General features: G+C 46.2%; 15 protein-coding genes. All 15 read left to right on the top strand.

Annotation, left to right across the window (positions count from 1 at the left end; translation table 11 throughout):
* Nucleotides 1-307: 307 nt before the first annotated feature.
* The 15 genes from AC0YNT_RS23960 (at nucleotide 308) to AC0YNT_RS23890 (ending at nucleotide 17322) form a co-directional block, all read left to right on the top strand.
* Nucleotides 308-2092, top strand: coding sequence for a M3 family oligoendopeptidase (locus AC0YNT_RS23960; protein WP_475806862.1), 1785 nt, complete (start codon nucleotides 308-310; stop codon nucleotides 2090-2092).
* A gap of 276 nt (nucleotides 2093-2368) precedes the next feature.
* Complete coding sequence (locus tag AC0YNT_RS23955; RefSeq protein WP_475806975.1) at nucleotides 2369-3013, top strand: CBS domain-containing protein; 645 nt, start codon at nucleotides 2369-2371, stop codon at nucleotides 3011-3013.
* 4 nt (nucleotides 3014-3017) lie between these two features.
* A complete protein-coding gene (locus AC0YNT_RS23950) occupies nucleotides 3018-3815 on the top strand; it encodes a pyruvate, water dikinase regulatory protein (RefSeq protein ID WP_475806861.1) in 798 nt (265 codons plus the stop codon).
* Nucleotides 3816-3882: 67 nt separating this feature from the next.
* On the top strand, nucleotides 3883-4851 hold the full coding sequence (glpX, locus tag AC0YNT_RS23945) for a class II fructose-bisphosphatase (protein ID WP_475806860.1): 969 nt from the start codon (nucleotides 3883-3885) through the stop codon (nucleotides 4849-4851).
* A 25-nt stretch (nucleotides 4852-4876) separates the two neighbouring features.
* Nucleotides 4877-5284, top strand: coding sequence for a nucleoside-diphosphate kinase (ndk, locus tag AC0YNT_RS23940; RefSeq protein ID WP_475806859.1), 408 nt, complete (start codon nucleotides 4877-4879; stop codon nucleotides 5282-5284).
* Nucleotides 5285-5828: 544 nt separating this feature from the next.
* The gene (locus AC0YNT_RS23935; protein ID WP_475806858.1) at nucleotides 5829-6581 is read left to right on the top strand and encodes a YveK family protein; all 753 of its coding nucleotides are present in this window, start codon (nucleotides 5829-5831) and stop codon (nucleotides 6579-6581) included.
* 90 nt (nucleotides 6582-6671) lie between these two features.
* Nucleotides 6672-7559: a UTP--glucose-1-phosphate uridylyltransferase GalU gene (gene galU / locus AC0YNT_RS23930; protein WP_475806857.1), complete on the top strand. Its 888-nt coding sequence runs from the start codon at nucleotides 6672-6674 to the stop codon at nucleotides 7557-7559.
* Between the two features lie 12 nt (nucleotides 7560-7571).
* The gene (locus tag AC0YNT_RS23925; RefSeq protein WP_475806856.1) at nucleotides 7572-8261 is read left to right on the top strand and encodes a sugar transferase; all 690 of its coding nucleotides are present in this window, start codon (nucleotides 7572-7574) and stop codon (nucleotides 8259-8261) included.
* Between the two features lie 26 nt (nucleotides 8262-8287).
* Nucleotides 8288-9658 (top strand): sugar phosphate nucleotidyltransferase, encoded by a 1371-nt coding sequence (locus tag AC0YNT_RS23920; RefSeq protein ID WP_475806855.1) that lies wholly within the window; start codon nucleotides 8288-8290, stop codon nucleotides 9656-9658.
* 155 nt (nucleotides 9659-9813) lie between these two features.
* Entirely contained in the window at nucleotides 9814-12045 is a 2232-nt protein-coding gene (locus tag AC0YNT_RS23915; RefSeq protein ID WP_475806854.1) for a glycosyl hydrolase family 28-related protein, read from the top strand.
* A gap of 161 nt (nucleotides 12046-12206) precedes the next feature.
* Nucleotides 12207-12968, top strand: a complete 762-nt coding sequence (locus AC0YNT_RS23910; RefSeq protein WP_475806853.1) for a YveK family protein — start codon at nucleotides 12207-12209, stop codon at nucleotides 12966-12968.
* Nucleotides 12949-13632 (top strand): CpsD/CapB family tyrosine-protein kinase, encoded by a 684-nt coding sequence (locus tag AC0YNT_RS23905; protein ID WP_475806852.1) that lies wholly within the window; start codon nucleotides 12949-12951, stop codon nucleotides 13630-13632. Before AC0YNT_RS23910 ends, AC0YNT_RS23905 begins: the two co-directional genes overlap by 20 nt.
* A 231-nt stretch (nucleotides 13633-13863) precedes the next feature.
* Nucleotides 13864-14790, top strand: coding sequence for a glycosyltransferase family 2 protein (locus AC0YNT_RS23900; RefSeq protein ID WP_475806851.1), 927 nt, complete (start codon nucleotides 13864-13866; stop codon nucleotides 14788-14790).
* Nucleotides 14766-16196 (top strand): O-antigen ligase family protein, encoded by a 1431-nt coding sequence (locus AC0YNT_RS23895; protein WP_475806850.1) that lies wholly within the window; start codon nucleotides 14766-14768, stop codon nucleotides 16194-16196. Before AC0YNT_RS23900 ends, AC0YNT_RS23895 begins: the two co-directional genes overlap by 25 nt.
* Nucleotides 16171-17322, top strand: a complete 1152-nt coding sequence (locus tag AC0YNT_RS23890; protein ID WP_475806849.1) for a glycosyltransferase family 4 protein — start codon at nucleotides 16171-16173, stop codon at nucleotides 17320-17322. The genes AC0YNT_RS23895 and AC0YNT_RS23890 overlap by 26 nt, the downstream gene beginning before the upstream one ends.
* The last annotated feature ends 5 nt before the right edge of the window (nucleotides 17323-17327 follow it).

Genomic DNA, 17327 nt, shown 5'->3' with positions numbered 1-17327 from the left:
TTCGTAAGCGTAGGCCTTAAAAGAATTGCGAAGTAATTCTTGCTTCGTAAGCGTGGGCCTTAAAAGAATTGCGAAGTAATTCTTGCTTCGTAAGCGTGGGCCTTAAAAGAATTGCGAAGTAATTCTTGCTTCGTAAGCGTATGCTTAAAAGAATTGCGATAATTCTTACTTCGTAAGTGTAATTTAGATATAATTAAGTTATACACCGCTGATAGAGATTGCGCAAATTTATTTCGTGATCTTTTGTGGCGGTGTTTTTGATGAAGGCCTACATAGCCTAAATGAGAATGAAGGAGAGAACGGCAGAATGACGACAGGTAATTACCCGATGAAATGGGATTTGGAGACGTTTTATGAAGGAGGCTCGAATTCAGCCGCTTTCGCCGGAGAGCTTAACGGTATGGATAAAGATGTCGCCGAGCTGGAAAGACTGCTGTCAGGCAGCAGTGCAGAACCAAAGAAGAAGATCGAGGAGACGACGGCCATTATTCAATCTGTGCTGATTCGTCTGCGCCAGTCGGAATCTTTTGTGGAATGCTTGCAGGCGCAAAATATGAAGGACTTTGCAGCAAGCGGCTTGAGTGATCGGGTGAAGACGCTTAGTGCTAAGCTGCTGGGGGTATTAACCCGTTATGATAGTGAGCTTCGCCAGATCGGTGACGAAGAATGGGCACAAATCATTAGTGACGGCCCACTGGCAGAAGTGGCATTCAGCTTGTCAGAACGGCGTGAACTGGCGAAGGAAAAGCTGGCTCCTGAGCTTGAAGCATTAGCTGGCGATCTGGCGGTTGATGGCTATCATGGCTGGGGTGCACTCTACGACTTGATCGTATCGAGAGCGAAGTTTACAGATGTAGATGAAGACGGTAAGGAAAAAGTGTTATCCGCAGGACAAATGTTCAATCGACTGTCAGATGGTGACCGTTCGGTCCGTATCCGAGCGTTTGCTGAGTGGGAACGGGAGTGGGGCGATGCGGCAGAGCTGTGCGCAGACTCCCTTAATCGTCTTGCCGGCTTCCGTCTGAAGCTGTACGACAAACGTGGCTGGGACTCGGTACTTAAGGAGCCGCTGCAAATTAATCGGATGAGCGAAGCGACCTTTAATGCGATGTGGTCTGCCATCAATGAGGGCAAGCCTAAGCTGGTCCGTTATTTGGAGCGTAAGGCGAAGCTGCTTGGTCTAGAGAAGCTGGATTGGCATGATGTCAGTGCACCACTTGGTTCTTCTGCACGGACGGTCAGCTTTGACGAAGGCGCGAAGTTTATTGTGGAGCAGTTCCGCAAGTTCAGCCCCGATATGGCAGACTTCTCTGAGATGGCGTTCCGGGATGGCTGGATTGAAGCTGAGGATCGCGCAGGCAAACGGCCAGGCGGTTTCTGCACCTCTTTCCCGAAAAGCCGTCAGACTCGGATTTTCATGACATACTCGGGTACAGCGGATAATGTCTCAACGCTTGCTCATGAGCTTGGCCATGCTTATCATCAATACGTGATGGATGACCTACCCGCGTTGTCGCAGGAATATGCGATGAATGTGGCAGAGACGGCATCTACCTTCGCAGAGCTGATCGTATCTGATTCAGCAATGAAAACGGCTGTCGACAAGGAAGAGAAGCTAGGCCTATTGGAAGACAAAATCCAGAACGCTGTAGCCTTTTTCATGAACATCCACGCACGGGTACTGTTTGAGACGCGGTTCTATGAGCAGCGTAAGCTTGGCATTGTGCCAGTAGAGAAGTTGAATAGTCTGATGGTGGAAGCACAACGTGAGGCGTACAACGGAGCGCTTGGCGAAGTGCACCCGCACTTCTGGGCATCCAAGCTGCATTTCTACATTACGAGTGTGCCGTTCTATAACTTCCCGTACACGTTTGGCTATTTGTTCAGCGCAGGCATCTATGCCCGTGCTCAGCAGGAAGGTCCGGCATTTGCCGACCGTTATGTGCAGCTGCTGCGGGATACGGGTCGTATGACTGTGGAAGAGCTCGCGCAGAAGCATCTTGGTGTTAAACTGGATGAAGCAGATTTCTGGCGTGATGCGGTTGAGCTTACAACGAAGGATATCGACTTGTTCCTGGAGCTCACGGAATAAAAGGTTTGTAAGGTGAAGGAGGCGTGTCATCCTATGGATGATGCGCCTTTTTTGTGTGCTGGTTATTATGTGCTTTAACGGAGGAGTCCTAGGGTATATTCGATTTGAGAACCCTAATGAAGCGATAAGCAGGGTGATAGTAGCATAAATAGAGCACATATGACGTGTGTATGAACATATATTGTGTATTAAATATATATGTGATATATTATTTCCGAATAATGATGGTAATATAGGTAAATGTGTGTAATAAAGAGAATGAAAGGGTGAACCGTTATCCAGCTATCGAGTCGCCAGCTAGAATTACTAGAGCTAGTTAAGAAGCACGCGCCTATTACAGGGGAACAGCTTGCAGAATATATGGGCGTCAGTCGCCCGACGCTGCGTTCGGATTTGTCGCTGCTTGTCATGCTTGGCTTGCTTGATGCTAAGCCGAAGGTTGGTTATTTTCTCGGCACGGCATACCGTTCAACGGACGATACGGCAACACGGCAGCGCTTCGACAATATTAAGGTTCGTGAAATTCAAGGGGTTCCGGTCAATATACCGGAGACGTTGTCCGTTCATGATGCGGTCATTACCTTGTTCACTGAGAATGCAAATACATTGCTCATCGTTAACGAGGATAAGAAACTGGCAGGCATCGTTACACCAAAGGATCTGCTGAAAATGACGCTCGGAAACCCGGGAGCAGCGACTGTGCCAGTCAGTATGGTCATGACTCGTTATCCCAATATCGTCACATTAGTTCCGGAAGAATCCGTTTCTGATGCGGTTCGAAAGATGATGCTCCATCAAGTTGACTGCCTGCCTGTCATTATACCTGGCGAAGGCGGGCCGGAGATTAGTGGATGGGTATCGAAATCGAACATTATCCGGCTGATGTCGGATATTGCAACAGCTGCGGAACTGGGGGATTAGGAGTATGTCAGAGCAGATCATCTACGTTTGTTCAGATGCGGTAGGGGAAACGGCAGAGGCAGTTGCGAAAGCAACCCTGCGTCAGTTCGCATCGGATCATGTAAAGATTAAACGATTCGGTCATATGAAGACTGAAGAAGAAGTGATCCAGATTGTCGCGGAAGCGGCGAGAACGGGCGGCTTCATCAGCTATACGCTTGTTCAACCTGAGCTGCGTGAGCTTATGAAGGAGGAATCTTTCCGCCGGGGTGTTAGAGCAGTCGATGTTATGGGCCCAATGATGCAGGCTTTTGTTGATACCTTTGGCAGTTCGCCAAAGCGCATGCCGGGACTACTACACTCCATTGACGATGAATATTACCGCCGTATGGATGCGATTGAATTCACGGTCAAATATGATGACGGCAAGGACGCAAGAGGATTCATGCAAGCACAAGTTGTGCTGATTGGTGTGTCGCGCACGTCGAAAACACCACTTAGCATTTTCCTATCCCACAAGGGGATTAAAACTGCTAACTTACCACTTATGCCGGAAGTCAGACCACCTGCCGAACTAACACCAGCACCGGGCAGATTGATTGTTGGACTGACGATGCAGCCGGAGCCTCTGCTTCACATTCGAAGTGAGAGACTGAAGACGTTAGGACTTCCAGGCTCTGCCCAGTATGCATCTATGGAGCGTATTTTGGAGGAGCTTGAGTATGCAACCCAAGTGATGGAAGCATTAGGCTGCCCGGTAATTGACGTCACCAATCGCGCGATTGAAGAGACCGCAGGACTCATTATTGAACGTTTATCTTAAATAAAAAAACGTTGCCAACGTATTTATCACATAAAAATGGCAATACGTTATGAGAGGATGCCCAATTATGTTAGAACGCGAATTGTCTTTAGAGCTTGTTCGAGTCACGGAGCTTGCGGCGCTTGCCGCCTCCCCTTGGATGGGCCGGGGAGACAAGAACAGCGCCGACGGTGCGGCGACTGAGGCGATGCGGAGTATGTTTGATACGGTATCGATCCGCGGAACGGTCGTCATTGGTGAAGGTGAGATGGATGAAGCGCCAATGCTCTATATCGGTGAACAAGTGGGCAGCATGTTAGGGCCGGAGGTAGATGTAGCCGTGGATCCTCTAGAAGGGACGGAAATCGTTGCCAGAGGTCTTAATAATGCAATGGCTGTTCTTGCAGTAGCAGGCAAAGGTCAGCTTCTCCATGCGCCCGATATGTATATGGAAAAGCTGGCAGTTGGTCCTGAGCTTGCAGGGAAATTGTCGCTGAAGGATCCAATCCGAACGACGCTGGAAAAGGCGGCGCTGGCGCTTGATAAGCCAATTACGGATCTGACCGTTATGATACTGGACAGGGAGCGTCATGCGGATATGACCCGTGAGCTGAGAGAAGCTGGCGTTCGTATCAAGTTTTTGTCGGATGGGGATGTAGCCGGGGCGCTTGCACCATCCTTCCCGGAAGCGGGCATCGATTTGTATGTTGGATCCGGCGGTGCGCCGGAAGGCGTACTTGCAGCAGCTGCGCTCAAATGTCTAGGCGGCGAGATTCAAGGCAGGCTAATGCCGGAAAGCGAAGAGCAATATGAGCGCTGTGTCTCCATGGGGCTGTCTGACCCTCGCAAAATATTAGTGATCAACGACATGGTAGGTAATGGGGATGTCATCTTCGCAGCGACTGGTGTGACGCCAGGAGAATTCCTAGGCGGCGTGCGTTATATGCCGGATCAGCGGGCGGAGACTCATTCCATGGTGATGCGGGCGCAGACCCGTACCGTGCGATATGTGAAGTCCCTGCATTATCTGCCGAACAAACCTCTTCTACGCAAATAAACTAGGAATGAAAGAAGGAATGGGAATGGAACGAACCTTTGTCATGGTGAAGCCCGATGGTGTGAAACGTGGATTAATCGGCAGCATAGTAGCAAGATTCGAGCACAAAGGCTTTAAGCTCATACAGGCGAAATTGATTCAGATCGATACGCCTTTGGCAGAGCGCCATTATAGTGAGCACGCGGCGAAGCCGTTCTTCGGTGAATTAGTCGAGTTCATTACTTCAGGTCCTTCTTTCGCTATGGTCTGGGAAGGCCCTGGTGCTGTGAAAAATGCCCGTACTTTGATTGGCCGGACAAATCCATCGGATGCAGATGCCGGAACCATTCGTGGTGATTTTGCGCTAAGTGTAGAAAGCAATATTGTGCATGGTTCTGATTCTGTCGAGAGTGCAGAACATGAGATTCAAATGTTTTTCGGAGATCAGCTGTAACTCAAGAGGAGTATCTGCCCATGACGGAAGATAGGTACAAGAAATGTGCTTTATCGGAAAAAGGCATAAGTCCATTCAACGGACGTCTTGACGATACTGGTACTTATGGCATGGGACCTATTGAGGATCTCTAGACGATTAATCGAACTATAAATTGTCTGCCGAGATCATTGCGGCGAGTATCTGTATATCGCTCATGTGGAGCAAGCTGCACTAGCTGGAGCTCATTTTGTAACGATATCGGAGGAACTCCTGTCTACCCATTGGAAACCGACGTTGGTATAGCGAAATTTCTAAGTGATTAGGGCAATAGAAAGCTAGAATCATAGAGTCTTTTCAAGCATAAAAACTCATGTAACGGGTAACCGTTTACATGAGTTTTTATTGTTTTTACAGAAAATCACTATGCAACAAAATGTCGCAAGGTTATGAAAACAGCTCAGAAAACTATTGACAATGATACGTTTTGTATCTTAAAGTAAGTAGTACAAATAAGGATACGGTTTGTATCGGAAGTCCTACTTAGGTTGCAGGAGGGAAGCGTGTGGAGCTAAAGCAGTACGTTCAGATCGTGATGAAGAAGTGGTGGTTAATCGCAGCCGTCGTTATAGTCGCAGTCGTTGCAACCGGCATTAAGAGTTATTTTTTCACAACCCCTGTCTATCAGGCTAAAGCAACTCTTATTGTCAATCAATCCCCACAGCAGGCTGGTGTAGAAACGCTTAATCTTGGAGTATTACAGTCCAATGTCATGTTGATCAACTCATACAAGAAAATTGTTGAATCAGCATTCATTATGGATAAGGTTGTAGAACAAAATCCTAATATTGGCGCTACCTCTGATCAATTATCCTCGAAAGTTACAGTCACCTCCGCAGATGAATCGCAAGTAATGGACATCATGTACAGCGGTTCTTCCTATCAGCAGGCTGCTCAAATTGTAAATGCGGTATCTGAAATTTTCAAAGAGCAAATCCCGAATATCATGCAAGTGGATAACGTCACCCTTTTGGATAAGGCAGATGAGAAAGATTTGCCAAGTCCCATTAACAATAGCCCTATTCTTAACATGCTGATCAGCTTTATCGTATCGTTAATGCTGGCCGTCGGCATTATCTTCCTGCTTGATTATTTGGACGACACAATCAAGAGCGAGACCGAGATGCTGCAAACCTTGGATCTTCCTGTTCTTGCCTTAATCAATAAAATTAATAGACAGGATCTTGGCGGTTCCAAGAAGCCGCCGTCTATATCGTTGAAAAGTAAAGAAGCATCATACGCCACACTTAATCAGTAAAGATTGCTGCGGGTTTGGCAGCTCTGGACCTTATCAGGGCTTGTTTTATATAGAGATATACAAAAACGGATAGGTGAGGGTGAGAGTGTAATGAATAAGGTGAAAAAGGCAATTATACCTGCTGCGGGACTCGGGACCCGGTTCCTTCCGGCAACAAAGGCTATGCCGAAAGAAATGCTGCCGATCGTCGATAAGCCAACGATTCAGTACATTGTCGAAGAAGCAATCGCATCAGGCATTGAAGACATCATTATCGTAACGGGCAAAGGGAAAAGGGCGATTGAGGATCATTTCGACCATGCCTTCGAGCTGGAGCATAATTTGTTCAGCAAAGGCAAGTTTGAATTGCTGGATGAGGTTCGGCGTTCATCAAACGTCGCTATCCACTATATCCGGCAAAAAGAAGCAAAAGGACTTGGCCATGCGGTATGGTGCGCACGTAATTTTATCGGCAATGAGCCATTTGCTGTTCTGCTTGGTGATGACATTGTGCAGTCGCAAGTGCCGTGCGTGAAGCAATTGATTGAGCAATACGAACGGACGGACCGCTCGGTTATTGGTGTTCAGTCTGTTAAGGAAGATCAGACGGATCGATACGGGATCGTAGATCCAATCGAGAAGTTCGACAGGCTCTACCAGGTGAAGCGTTTTGTAGAGAAGCCCAATAAGGGACAGGCGCCTTCCAATCTTGCTATTATGGGACGTTATATTTTAACCCCTGAAATATTCGATTACTTGGAGAATCAAGAAGAAGGGGCTGGAGGCGAAATCCAGCTGACGGATGCCATTCAGAGGCTGAATGAAAGTCAAGGCGTATATGCTTATGATTTCGAGGGGATCCGGTACGATGTTGGGGAGAAGCTAGGTTTTATTACGACAACGCTTGATTTTGCTTTAAGAAATGAAGAGCTTAGAATTCCTCTGCTTGCTGCTATGGAAGAAATGATTGTGAGAGAGCAGTCTAATAAGATTAATTAGAGGTGAATGGTGATGGCTCCGACCCCTCAGCAAAATGATCTCGAAGCGGTCTTTGATGCCGCAACCCTGTATACGGCTTACGAGCGTCGGCCTTTGCGGCTTTATTTAATGATTAAGCGAGGGTTTGATCTTATTGCTGCTTCAGCTGGAATGATTATGCTTGCTCCGATTTTTCTTCTCGTTGCCTTATGTATCAAGCTGGAGAGTCCAAAGGGCTCTGTTTTCTTCTATCAAACCCGGGTAGGGCGCAATGAGCAGGTATTCAAGATGTTTAAATTCCGTTCGATGGTCGCCAATGCTGAGGAACTGCTAGAAGGACTGCTTAGTCAGAATGAAATCGAAGGCGCCATGTTTAAGATGAAGGAAGATCCCCGGATTACGAAAGTGGGGAAATTCATCCGGAAAACAAGTATCGATGAGCTTCCACAGTTATGGAATGTGATTAAGGGCGATATGTCACTGGTTGGTCCACGTCCTGCTTTGCCACGTGAGGTACAGGACTACAGCAGCTACGATAAACTTCGGCTTAAGGTGTTGCCAGGATGCACCGGGCTGTGGCAGGTTAGTGGCCGTAACGAGCTCAGCTTTCAGGAAATGGTTGAGCTGGATCTGAAGTATATCGAAGAGCGGGGATTTCTGTTTGATCTGAAGCTGGTCCTGCTTACCGTGAGGGTCATGTTCGGCTCCAAGAACGCTTATTAGAGATAGAGCGAAACGGAGGAGTAGGAATGAAGCTAGTACTGTTGTCTGGAGGCTCGGGGAAAAGGCTGTGGCCGCTTTCCAATGATGCCCGTTCGAAGCAATTCCTGAAGGTGCTCGAGGATGAGCAGCATCAGCTTGTATCCATGGTCCAGCGAGTATGGGGACAAATTGCCGAAAAGGGACTCTCTGAAAATAGTTATATTGCAACCGGCAAATCGCAGGTCGAAATGATGCAAAGTCAGATTGGCCGGAATGTGCCGTTGATTATTGAGCCTGAGCGCAGAGATACCTTCGCCGCGATCGCGTTAACTGCAGCTTATCTCTATTCGGAGCAAGAGGTCGGGCTGGATGAAGTGATTGTTATTTTGCCCGTAGATCCTTATGTAGAGAACCGGTTTTTTGATGAAGTCAAGCAGCTCGAGGACGTCCTGCATGCTACGGAGGCAAACCTTGCTTTAATTGGAGTCAAACCAACCTACCCTTCCTCGAAATACGGGTATATTATTCCTTCCGGAGATCAAGATGGTGATGGCTATTCTGATGTGAATCGGTTTGAGGAAAAACCTTCTGAAGAGCGTGCTGCTGAGCTTATCCAAGAGCATCATGCGTTATGGAACTGCGGCGTGTTTGCTTTTAAGCTTGGGTTTCTTATTCAATTGCTTGAGCAGAAAGGGCTACCTCTTCATTATAAAGAGTTATTGAAGCAGTATCATACACTGCCGAAAGTCAGCTTCGATTATGAAGTGGTCGAGCAGACTAGCCATATTGTCGTCCGGCCGTACGAAGGTTACTGGAAAGATCTTGGCACCTGGAATACGCTGACGGAAGAGATGGGCAATCATCTGATCGGCAAAGGCATGATTAGTGAAGACAGCATCAACACTCATCTCATTAATGAGATTGATATTCCGGTATCTATTCTTGGCTTATCGAATGTGGTCGTTGCTGTAAGCCCGGATGGTATTCTGGTGTCGGAGAAGACCGCAAGTCCACGAGTGAAAGACTTCATTAATTATAATCAAGGCCCGAAGTTCGAGGAGCGGAGCTGGGGCTGGGCTAGGATTCTCGACGATCAGCATTATGATGATGGACGCTCAGTCGTAACCAAGCGTGTAGGTATATTGCAAGGCCGGAATATTAGCTACCAGCTTCATATCAATCGGGAAGAAGTATGGACCATCGTGAAGGGTGAAGGTGAGTTCGTCCAGAACGGCAATTATATGAAGGTGAGAGCTGGCAATGTGCTGCATATTCCGATGAAGACTTTGCACAGCATCCGTGCGGTATCTGAGCTAGAGATCATTATTGTACAATCCGGCAACGGAGAAGAGGATAGCCGAATCGTCGAGTTGTACAATACGTGGGAAGAAGTCGAGGAGCATTGTACGAATATGTAGGTGTGAACATGAATCAAAGGCGCATTCGTCTCCATGAGGGGACAATGCGCCTTTCTATCATTTGAAATCTATAAAACTGAGGAGGGCTAGTCACAGTTGCATTTCATAGAGTTGTTTCATATATGGAAGGAGGAGATGAAAGGAGGAGGATATGTATGGCGACAGGCAAAACAAAAAATATGGGCATGAACAGTTGGGGAACAAGTGAAACCGTAAAACAAACTGATTTGAATGCAAACTTTGATACGCTTGACACTGAACTAAGTACACGTGGTTTCAACATTCGCTGGAAAGGGGCCGATGCCACAGGTGCTGCGGGCAGCTATAATGCGCTGTTAGCAGCGGTTAATGATACGGCAACAACAGCAATTTTTATCCCGCCAGGGGTGTATTTAATTGAAAAAAATATTATGATCCCAGCTGCGAAAAGGCTTGAATTTGCAAGAGGTGCCCGGCTGAAACCAGCAAAAGGGATTACGATTACTGTAAACGGAACCATTGCGGCAAGTATTTATGATTGGATCTTCGACATTACGACTGGAGGTATCATCGCAGGAGCACCTAAGGTGGGAGATATTTATCCGACATGGTTTGGGGCTGTGGGCGACAGTACGGCCGATGATACTGCAGCATTTCAAGCAGCCATGTCTCTATGCGGGAAGAAATACCGGATTTTTATCCCGGTAGGTAAATACCGTATCCGTCAGACGATTATCAATAATTCACGCGGAATGTATGGAGCAGCTAACTATCTCGATGATGGTCAGGCTGGTTCCCTGCTCGTGTGGGATCCGATTGATAAAACGACGGACCTGCTGCCTTGTATCCGGATTGAGAGTGCTGCTGTTGACGCAAGTTTTGAGAATTTCGCTATTATTGGTCAGGTGAGCTATACTTCCCGGAACTTATCAACCTGGATTAACAAGAGTCTGTTTGATCAGGATTCATACAGCATGTTTGCAACAGGTACTGCAGCTATCGAGGTGGCAGGAGGAGCTAAACCGATCTTCAGGAGCGTCAGTACCAAACAAGTGAAGGTAGGCTTGCTTCTTAACAGCACTGATGGACATGTCACCTCATATGACTGTACATGGGAAGGATTAATTGGCCTTTATTGTATGAAAAACAGTGAAGATTACTTCATTGAGGGCGGTGGAATTACAGGTGCGTTCTGCTGTATTATGCTGGGGATTAAAGAACATGTCGGCCACTACGGCGGCTTTAACGTAACAATGAAGCGTGTGCATATGGGATACTCCCCATACGGTATTTATCAAGTAATCGATTCAGACACCTATAACAATGGCAGTGGTGTTGTTGGCGGTTTAAGCGGGACGATGGAGTCTGTCCGTTTCGAGCAAATTGGGGAAGCGGCTGTCCGGTTATTGTCTAAATCAGTAACAAGCGGGTTATATATGTCAGGCTTTGGCATGTCCTGGTCTTCTATTGATCCGGCTTCGGCAGAATATTATGCTCTTCCCGATACGTTAAAGGCGCGGGAAGCGAAGCAAAGCTATGGGGTATATTTGGGAACAATTTCGAATGCTCATTTTGATAATATTGAAGGTGTTGTCGTCAAATCAAGCGCTCCAGGAACTACAGGAACAGCCAGTATCAACATGTTAGAAAAGGGTAATGTCATACAAGGGCTGCAGCCTGAGTATGTGAAGGTCCTGCAGCGAAACGTAGTATCTACCCTGCTTTATACAACACCACTCTCTGTTGGAGAATCAATTCACGCCAAAGCAAACAGTCCGGTCAGCCACGGTAATTTAATTGTAAACCCCGAGCTGTTGAAAAACTGGAATATCGTTGCAGGTACCGGAGTTGGTCTCTCCATGATAACGAATTTGGACACCTTACCGGTTCCATTCAGCTCTGAAATGAAGTCTTACGTGGATAAGACGGTCACAGCTGTACTCAAAGTAACTCCGAACGGATCGAGCAGCCCGTTTGTAGGGATACCGTTTAACACTTCACCGCTTACAGTGGATACGAAACGGTTCATATGCTTTGAGTATTATGTTCTTTCCCCGCAAGCCAGATACCGCAGCAGGCTTGAATTCGGGAACTTCACCACATTGTACGACAACACCTTTGAAGTACCGGTGAACCAATGGACACGGATTACTTGCCGGGAGCAATCTGCCCCGCATACAAGCGCTTATTCAGCTTCCTTCTTTGATTTATCTGCCACACAGCCAACTTACATTGCTGCCGTTATGGTATCTTACGATTTCAACGGTTCTTACTCACCATATAATCATGTTTATACGAAGCAAGCAATCGAAAGCGGAGATGCACTCATTCTTATTGATAAAGCAACAGGTACTAGAGGCAAAGTTGAATTAGTAAATGGAAAACTACAGATTACGCCGCTTACGTAAGGCATAACTCCGACATAACAGAAGCTATTAGCCGGTATCTCTGAATGCTCATTCAGAAATACCGGCTTTTAAGATGGAATAGTTCTTGACATGCTACTATTTGTATCATAAAGTTGTATATATACAAAACGTATCGAAAAAGTGCTGGCGGAGGTGCGGAAGTGGAGATTAAACAGTATCTCAGAATTGTACTTAAAAAGTGGTGGCTGATAACTATAATTGTCCTGCTGGCTTGCACGGCTTCCGGAATAAAAAGCCACTACTATACAACACCGATTTATGAAGCAAACGCAAAGTTGATCGTCAACCAATCAGCTAATGAGAATCAGCAGGGATTTCCGAGCGTCGGTTTATTACAGACGAACCTGATGCTAATGGACTCTTACAAAGAAATAATCGTATCGTCCGCCATATTGGATAAAGTCGTACAGCAATATCCTAATATCAAGGACTCTTCTTATCAAATGGCCAGTACGCTTTCAGTAAGCTCCTCAGATAATTCGCAGGTGCTTAACCTGACCTACTGGTCCACATCCTATGAAGCCGCAGCAGAAACAGTAAATGCCATTTCGCAAGTGTTCAAAGCACAAATCCCTAGCATTATGAATGTCGACAATATCACCATTTTAAATGAAGCAAAAACAGGCGATGATCAAGTGCATGATCCAGTTAACATTAATGTTTTCATGAGTGTGCTGATGGCATTTGTACTCTCTCTTATGGCTGCAATTGCTCTGACTCTGATCCTCCACTTCCTTGACGATACCGTAAAAAATGAAGAAGAACTCAAGGAGCTTCTTGGAATACCTCTCCTTGCAGCTATGGGCAAAATAAAGAAAGAGGATTTAAGAAATAGTCGCGGAGAAATAGTCCTAATTCGAAATGAAGCAGGTGAGAATTCCTATGTCACGCTTAACCAATGATAACCGGTTAGTCGTATTGATAAATCCAAGCTCAGCCGTATCTGAAGCTTACCGAACGCTGCGGACCAACATTCATTATTCTTCGGTAGATTCTTCAATTCAACTATTAATGGCTACCTCTGCACAGCCGGGAGAAGGCAAATCAACGGTAATGAGTAATTTGGCAGTTGCTTATGCTCTGGAGGGAAAGCGGGTTTTACTGATTGATGCTGATTTGAGGAAGCCTGTAGTTCATCGTATTTTTTCACAAACGAATCGTTTAGGTCTGACGAATCTGCTAACGGGTATGAATACCTTGCAGGAAGTAATAAAGGACAGCGGTGTGGAAAATTTATCACTAATTACTTCCGGAGCGACTCCGCCAAATCCGGCAGAGCTGCTTGGATCGACTCGAATGAAAGCTTTGATTGAAGAGCTTCGAGGATGCTACGATTTAATCTTGTTTGATACACCGCCGGTTCTGGCAGTCACAGACAGTCTGATCATCAGCTCTTTCTGTGATGGTGTTCTACTTGTTATTCATGCGGGCAAAGTAAAGAAGGCATATGTACGTAAGGCAAAGGAAAAATTAGATTTTGTCCAGTCACGCATTATTGGTGCAGTTTTCAACCAGATGAAACGGCATGATGCAGCTTTTGTGAAATATTACGGATCAAGCAAGTAGAAGGTAAAAGACATCAGTGGCGCAGCAGAAGAGGTAATGTCTACTGAACCTTTATCACTGTAGGCACTCGGTCACGCTGTGGGTCAATTGACCTTAGACATCATTGTCGCTGGTGTGATGTGAGGACAGGTTGAATGCCTACTTATTTTTTAAAGAGCTAGCTATGTTTTCTTGCACAGCAAGAGGATATAGCTAGCTTTTTTAAATCGATAAAGGATCGGTGAAGATTTCATGAAAATTAGCGTCGTCATTCCAACCTATAAGCGCGTGGACAGCTTACGGAATTGTTTGAACGGCTTATCCAATCAGCTTCGGCAGCCGGATGAAATCGTAATCGTTGCGAGAGATACCGATCAGGCAACATCTAACTTCTTGGCCAGCTTGTTCTTGCAGCATCTGAAATGCGTTGTTATTCATACCCCAGGAGCAGTGGCAGCGTATAACGGGGGGCTAAAAACAGCTACAGGCGATATTATCGTTATCACGGACGACGATACGGTACCCTATCCGGATTGGCTAGCTAGAATTGAACAGCATTTTGAGATAGAACCACGACTAGGTGGGCTAGGCGGGAAAGATTGGGTCTATCACGCAGGTCATCTGGAGTACGGGGAAGCGCGGAACGTCGGAAAGCTGTCCTGGTTTGGTAGAATGACAGGTAATCATCATATCGGCATCGGTACATCGAGGGATGTGGATATATTGAAGGGAGCAAATATGAGCTTCCGAAAGGAAGCTATTGCTAATATCAGCTTTGATGAGCAGCTTCGGGGAAGCGGGGCGCAGGTACATTTAGAAATTGGAGTAAGCCTGCTTGTGAAGAAAGGTGGTTGGCGTCTTTGCTATGATCCGAGCGTATGCGTGAACCATTATCCGGCCGAAAGATTCGATGAGGACAAGCGGAATGCATTTAACGAAATCGCTTGCTTGAATATGGCACATAACGAGACCTACACTATTTTGAAACACTCTGGTATCTTACGCAGAATCATGTATATCCTGTGGATCATAGCAGTTGGCAGCAGTCCTTCGCCGGGGCTGTTGCAATTGGTTCGAATGGTTCCACGTGAAGGATTAACCGCCTTTCGGAAGCTACGAACGACTTTCAGAGGCAGATGGGATGGTTGGAAAACGTGGAAAACATCGACAGATTCATAGAGTCAACCAGATCAGCCATTCTGAAGAGCTTCAGCATTGGCGGCGTATTGCTTCTTGCTGCGGTCATTGGCAATACAACAGCGAAGACCTATCTGTTTCAGGATCTTTGGCAGCTGTCGGTTGTCTTTCTCCTGACAATGGGCGCTGTATTCATTCATCATGTGAGGCCCATTGCCTATTTGCCTTATATGCTGGCGGTTTGGTCCGTATATCCGGAGCTTAGACGACTCCTAGACTGGTCGTACGGATCCTACAGCAATACACCTGTTATGACACTTGCACCGTTTTTGGTGAGTCTGACAATGCTGATACCAATTATTAAAGGGTTCAGAAATCTTTCCAAAAGTTCACGAGGTTTACTCCTGACAGCGCTGTTTATTTTTGTATATGGTTTGGCCATTGGAATGCCCCGGTTTGGAGGAGTTGCATCGGGGTTTGATTTCATCAATTATATTTCGCCTCTGCTTGTTGTTCCCTATGTCAACGCATGTGATTTTAAGAGCTCTGCAAGAGATATTTGGTTGAAGAGTTTCTCGTGCATCGCTGTTTTAGTCGGAATATACGGGATTTTACAATATTTTCTTATTCCTCCATGGGATGCATTTTGGATGATTAGTGCCGAGATGACATCAATTGGTCACCCTGAGCCGATGATGGTAAGGGTATTCTCCACCTTGAATTCTCCAGGTCCCGCAGGTGTATATTTCTCATTTGCACTAGCTGTTATGGTGATGAACAAAAAATGGCGGGCATTTGGGTTTGCCGGAATTCTGATTGTTGCATTTGCTTTACTGCTAACCCTTGTCAGAAGTAGCTGGATCGGGCTTGCTGCGATGATTATTGCTTATTTCATGCAGGCTAAATCTCAAAACAAGATGAAGCTAATTGCATTGCTAGGTGGATTGGTATTGTTTGTTCAATTTGTACTTCCTAGTCTCCCGGGTTCAGATTCGATTACTACGCGCTTCCAATCGTTTGGTAATCTAAGCGAAGATACTTCCTATAAAGAGCGGCTTGCTTTCTCTACACAAATTACATCGTATATATCGGCTAATCCGATTGGCAACGGCCTAGGAAGTACAGGGTTAAGTGCTAAGCTGAACAATACCGCTCTACAAGATTTTGATAATGGCTTTTTGAATATATTTTATACCTTTGGCTTACCAGGAGGACTGTTTTTTATCGGTCTCTTATTGTTTCTACTAGGCTATACCTTCAAAAGTAGTAAGGAGAATACGGAGTACCAGCATCTTGCTTTCGGGACGATGGTGGCGGTTATGTTCCTGCTGCTGAGCAGCAATATATTGTCTGGTACCGGGGGAGTGTGTATCTGGTTTTTAGTGTCTATGAGTTTTGTAAAACCTGTAGAGAAGGTGAATCATGCGAATTTGCTTCGTCACCCATAAAGTGAAAAAAGGCGATGGCCAGGGGCGTGTTAATTATGAAGTTATTCAGGAGGCAATTGGACTAGGCCATCGTATTGTCATTATTTCCTCCGAGTTATCAGAGGATTTGAAGAATCATCCTCAGGTTGAATGGAAGAAGATATCGGTCAATGGCTGGCCGACTGAACTGATAAGAAACCAGATATTTGCGGTTAAATCGACATTGTGGCTGGTAAACCTTCGTTCCAATATTGATTTTATAATTGTGAATGGGTTTGTAACTTATGCCCGGTCTCAAATGAACTGTATTCATTTTGTCCATAGCGCGTGGCTTGCTTCTCGCTATCATCCCTATCAGGAAGGGACAAACTTCCGTTCATTTTATCAATATATATATACCCGGATTAATCGAAGCCTGGAGCGCTATGCTATGAAACGTACAAGCACAATTGTTGCTGTATCGGAACAAGTGAAGCAGGAACTGGTTGATGAAGCCGGTATTTCGGCGGAGCAGATATCTGTTATTCACAATGGTGTAGATTTGCAGGAGTTTTATCCAAGGTTAGTTGAGCGGGAATCACTTAAACTTTCAGAGGAGACGGTCTATGCCATGTTTGCCGGTGACATCCGTTCCTCACGCAAAAATCTGGATACCGTGCTGAAGGCGCTCGCCGAAGTACCTGATGTTCACCTGCTCGTAGTCGGATGGACGGAAGGCAGCAGCTATCCTCAGATGGCAGTCGAGCTAGGCATTAAGGACCGGGTTCATTTTCTGGGATACCGTAAAGATATGGCGGAGCTGATGTCTGCTGCTGATCTGTTCGTCTATCCTTCCCGCTATGAGCCGTTTGCCCTTGTTCTATTGGAAGCGATGGCGGCAGGGCTTCCTATTATAGCAAGCCGAAATTGTGGAGCAGTTGAGCTGCTGAATGAAGAAGCGGCAGTTATTCTGGATGATCCCGACGATAGCAAGGCTTTGGCTGAAGCGATACGGTCCTGCGCTTTTAATCGAATTCGGTTAAAGCAGATGGGCGAACAAGCAGTACGTATAGCCAGAAGCCATTCGTGGAAGGACATGGCCCGTCATTACAGCCGTTTAATTGATGAGACGGTACATTGCAAAACCATGACGGCCGCTGAGTCGTGAAAGGA

Source organism: Paenibacillus sp. J22R56, assembly GCF_056269375.1.
Note: the sequence above shows the minus strand (reverse complement) of the source record. Positions and strands in the feature narration are given on the sequence as shown.

Bases quoted from the DNA above. Each gene is read 5' to 3' on its own strand.
- AC0YNT_RS23960 (WP_475806862.1), top strand. From the start codon at position 308: ATGACGACAGGTAATTACCCGATGAAATGGGATTTGGAGACGTTTTAT.
- AC0YNT_RS23950 (WP_475806861.1), top strand. From the start codon at position 3,018: ATGTCAGAGCAGATCATCTACGTTTGTTCAGATGCGGTAGGGGAAACG.
- glpX (WP_475806860.1), top strand. From the start codon at position 3,883: ATGTTAGAACGCGAATTGTCTTTAGAGCTTGTTCGAGTCACGGAGCTT.
- ndk (WP_475806859.1), top strand. From the start codon at position 4,877: ATGGAACGAACCTTTGTCATGGTGAAGCCCGATGGTGTGAAACGTGGA.
- galU (WP_475806857.1), top strand. From the start codon at position 6,672: ATGAATAAGGTGAAAAAGGCAATTATACCTGCTGCGGGACTCGGGACC.
- AC0YNT_RS23925 (WP_475806856.1), top strand. From the start codon at position 7,572: ATGGCTCCGACCCCTCAGCAAAATGATCTCGAAGCGGTCTTTGATGCC.
- AC0YNT_RS23920 (WP_475806855.1), top strand. From the start codon at position 8,288: ATGAAGCTAGTACTGTTGTCTGGAGGCTCGGGGAAAAGGCTGTGGCCG.
- AC0YNT_RS23915 (WP_475806854.1), top strand. From the start codon at position 9,814: ATGGCGACAGGCAAAACAAAAAATATGGGCATGAACAGTTGGGGAACA.
- AC0YNT_RS23905 (WP_475806852.1), top strand. From the start codon at position 12,949: ATGTCACGCTTAACCAATGATAACCGGTTAGTCGTATTGATAAATCCA.
- AC0YNT_RS23900 (WP_475806851.1), top strand. From the start codon at position 13,864: ATGAAAATTAGCGTCGTCATTCCAACCTATAAGCGCGTGGACAGCTTA.
- AC0YNT_RS23890 (WP_475806849.1), top strand. From the start codon at position 16,171: ATGCGAATTTGCTTCGTCACCCATAAAGTGAAAAAAGGCGATGGCCAG.